The sequence below is a fragment of the Peribacillus sp. SIMBA_075 genome (assembly GCF_046534585.1).
This window is the reverse complement of the sequence record NZ_JAWRYN010000400.1, coordinates 1-287: the sequence shown is the minus strand read 5'-3', so window position 1 is coordinate 287 and position 287 is coordinate 1. Positions and strand designations below refer to the sequence as shown.

1 protein-coding gene is annotated in these 287 nt (G+C 28.6%); it reads left to right on the top strand.

Annotated features, from left to right (window positions below; all coding sequences use genetic code 11):
• Window positions 1-165: 165 nt before the first annotated feature.
• Window positions 166-287 (top strand): DUF3817 domain-containing protein (locus tag SB775_RS28760; protein ID WP_410864598.1); only part of this gene is annotated, 122 nt, incomplete at its 3' end.

Sequence of the window (287 nt, the reverse complement as noted above, 5' to 3'; positions counted from 1 at the left end):
GGTTTTTATTTAAATTGCAATGCTTTTGTGACTATATTTTGAACTTTGCACTATTCTCGTAGTGTAAACTTTCTTTTTGTATATAATTAAATAAAATAGACTATTTCATTTTGAAAAAGAATACAAATTTAATATATACAAGCATACATTAAAGGAGGCTACTTCATGTTATCTACACCAATCGGAAGATTAAGAGCAATCGGCTTAATTGAGGGGATTTCTTTCCTATTACTATTATTTGTAGCAATGCCATTGAAATATTTCGCAGGATTTGCAACAGCTGTTAA